The organism is methanotrophic endosymbiont of Bathymodiolus puteoserpentis (Logatchev), assembly GCF_900128525.1.
In the GTDB taxonomy this organism is placed as follows: Bacteria; Pseudomonadota; Gammaproteobacteria; order Methylococcales; family Methylomonadaceae; genus Methyloprofundus.
Genome location: NZ_FQTQ01000055.1, coordinates 1 through 2,996 on the forward strand (window position 1 = coordinate 1; position 2,996 = coordinate 2,996).

Here is a 2,996-nt window from a genome sequence, read left to right on the forward strand (position 1 = left end):
CGGATTTCAGTATCCAATAATTTGGATAATTCCAATTGCGCCAATAACACATCCTGCTGTAAGCCTTCGCCTACTTCATACTTTGTACTGGCAATTTCAACGAATTGACGCAATAGGTTTTGGTTTAGAATGATAATTTCTAAAGCACGGTCTAAATAAAAATGTGCCCACCAAGCTTTTTTAACATCACGTACTAGACGTAGTTGTGCTTCAGCAACATCATAAGTTGCCGCTTCAGCTTGGTAGCTTGCCGCTTGTTCGCGTAAGGATAATTTCCCTGGAAAAGGAATATCCTGAGAAATGCCACCTTGCATTTGCGTCATATTTTCTTGCGCAAGATCAAAGCTGTTAACGGGTAAATTTAAAGCATTAAAGCTAATGACAGGGTCAGGCAGTGTGCCCACCTGAGAGGGTATCGCCGCTAACGCTTCCGAACGTGCTTGGATTTGTGCCAAGCTCGGATTATCTTGCACAGCTCTATCAATAGCGGCTTGCAAGCTCAGTAAATTAGCAGGTTTGGCATCAACGATGCAGGATAAAACCAGCAACACAAAATATGCGATGGTTTTGTTGAGTGAAATCATAAGATCCTCGTACACAAAAAATTAAATGCCGGGTATAAACCGGAATGTGCATAGAGAGGAATGTATTTATCTATGAAAAAAACGTAGGATGTTAAGGTGCGAAGCGCATCATTTTGATGTGCTTCCTGTCGTCAGCACATCCTACACAGATAATAGATAGAGTATTCCTCTGTTAGAGGATAAATATCGGGGGTCTTAATTCAGAAGATAAAACGGTACTATCGGGTGAAGTGTATTCAAAAATTGAATAATAGGAAGACGTGAGTGTATTAATTCTAGGCACCGTAGCGATAACACCTAGATCAGCACAGAAGTGAAAAGTACAGCTATCACTACTATGACAGTCCATATCGGCTTGGTAATTAGATGATCCAAGCATATTTAAAAGCATTGTATCATCCGCTGACAAGGAGACATGAGATAAATCACCAGACATACCCATCCCAGCACAATGGTCAAACGCCGATGCAATAGGCGTTATCAGCATCATCAAGATGAGTAAAATGGGTAGGCTCTTTGATTTCATTGTCTAGTCAGTTTAGAAAACTCTTTTTTTGGATTATGTTTTAAACAGTAATCATTGTCAATAAAAATAACTCTTTTGAAATAAAAAATAGTTCTTAGTAAAGATTTTTCATTCGCCTCACGGCTAATTTAGTTGACCTTTTATTGATTCTTGTTATCATCTAGCTTATGAAAAAAACGAGTATTTATTTTTTAGCATTTTTGACTTTCTGGATGTCTAGTTGGATGGTGACGGATATTCATGACTGGTCTATTGCTGATGCTAATCAACCTCATCCTGTTTTTTCTGTGCAACAATTTCACTCTGATTCTGACATTCAAACCGTTGCAGAGGATCATAATTCGCACTGCGGAGTTTGTAGTTATGACCATGGCGGACACATGGGGCAGACACTTGCAAGCAACGTATTTGTAACAAAAAATATTCTAGCACAAAATACTATCAACTCCCCTCTCCAAGCCGATCTCTGGCACTCTAGAAATACCTTACCTAAGTTACGCCCTCCTATTGCCTGAATGCTTAGGCGTTTGATGGATAAAGAATATTGATCTCGTCAATGTTAGGGTTTGAAAAATGAATAGCGGTGCGACAAGATTACCTGCTGCCCCCTTCCCTGCATGACTAAAATATAAATTTTATAGCTTGATCAAGTATAAAGTGTACTTTTATGCGATGTGCTTCATGCCTCAGCATATCCTACAAGTTGTAAGATTCCTGTCTCTTCCCCTTACCTAACGCCTTTTCTATTCCGTTTCTCAAGTTTTACTTGAGACCCTTTGTTTTCAGATTAGGAGGTTCAATGAACCCACTCGTAAAAAACAATCACATTTCGTGCAGAATACTTTCGCTAACGATTTTAGGGAGCTGTTTAGCTTTTCCTCCTGCGTATGCAGATAAAACGACACAGCCCACGGCTGCCTTATTAGCGGTTAAAGAACCAACAACTGAGTTGGTTTTATCGCAGGCACTTGCGCTGGCACTAACAGGCAGCCCTAAACTCGCGGCCTTTTCTCAAGAAATTCGTGCCCGTGAGGCAGCTACTTTACAGGCAAATCTATTACCTAACCCTACTTTTGGCGTGCAAGCTTCAAATTTTGCTAATAATAAATTAAAGGGGCCAGATGGTGATGCTATTACCTTAAATCTAAGTCAGTTGGTTGAGCTTGGGGGAAAACGCGCAGCCAGAACTGAGTTTGCTAGGTTAAATCAAAACCTTGCTCATTGGGATTATGAAACGCAGCGTATTAATGTTTTGACTCAGGTTACACAGGCTTATATTGCAGTACTTGTTACCCAGCAGCGGTTGTTGTTAGCAGAAAAATTACTGGATCTAGCCGTACAAGTCGTCAAAATTTCTGCCGCGAAAGTTCGTTCAGGGAGTGTGGCACCTCTTGAAGAAACAAAAGCCAAAGTGATGCAAGCCTCTTCACAGATTGAACAACAGCGTGCACAACAACAACTGGCTGCCAGCCGCCTACGTCTGGCAAATAGCTGGGGGAGTACCCAAGCACTATTCAAGTCTGTGCAGGGTAATTTAGAAGATATTCACCAACCACCTGAGTTGCACGCATTAATTCAGCGAATAACTGAAAACCCTGATCTAGCCCGGTGGGCAACAGAAATGAATCAGCGGCAGGCACGGATTGAGGTAGAAAAATCCAAAGCGATACCTGATATTACCTTTAATTTTGGGACTAACACCTATCTTGATGGTAACACTTATAACTTAAACGCTGGATTTTCTATTCCACTATCAATATTTGATCGTAATCAAGGCAATATTCTTGCCGCTGAACGACGCTTGCATAAAGCACAAGATGAACGTCGTGATGCCGAAGTCAATACGATGACAGCACTTAAGATGGTTTATCAACAACTGGCAGCCG

The 2,996-nt window shown here is 41.0% G+C and carries 4 protein-coding genes; 2 read left to right on the top strand and 2 right to left on the bottom strand.

Going from position 1 to position 2,996, the window contains the following annotated elements:
• On the bottom strand, positions 1-584 hold a 584-nt coding region (locus BQ7314_RS03445), incomplete at its 3' end, for a TolC family protein (protein ID WP_174482317.1).
• 172 nt (positions 585-756) lie between these two features.
• Positions 757-1,110, bottom strand: a complete 354-nt coding sequence (locus BQ7314_RS03450) for a hypothetical protein (protein ID WP_174482318.1) — start codon at positions 1,108-1,110, stop codon at positions 757-759.
• A gap of 167 nt (positions 1,111-1,277) precedes the next feature.
• On the opposite strand from BQ7314_RS03450, the gene BQ7314_RS03455 reads away from it, so the two are divergent.
• Both BQ7314_RS03455 and BQ7314_RS03460 read left to right on the top strand, forming a co-directional pair.
• Complete coding sequence (locus tag BQ7314_RS03455; RefSeq protein ID WP_174482319.1) at positions 1,278-1,625, top strand: hypothetical protein; 348 nt, start codon at positions 1,278-1,280, stop codon at positions 1,623-1,625.
• Positions 1,626-1,909: 284 nt separating this feature from the next.
• Positions 1,910-2,996, top strand: a 1,087-nt coding sequence (locus BQ7314_RS03460) for a TolC family protein (RefSeq protein ID WP_174482320.1), incomplete at its 3' end; no start/stop codon positions are given.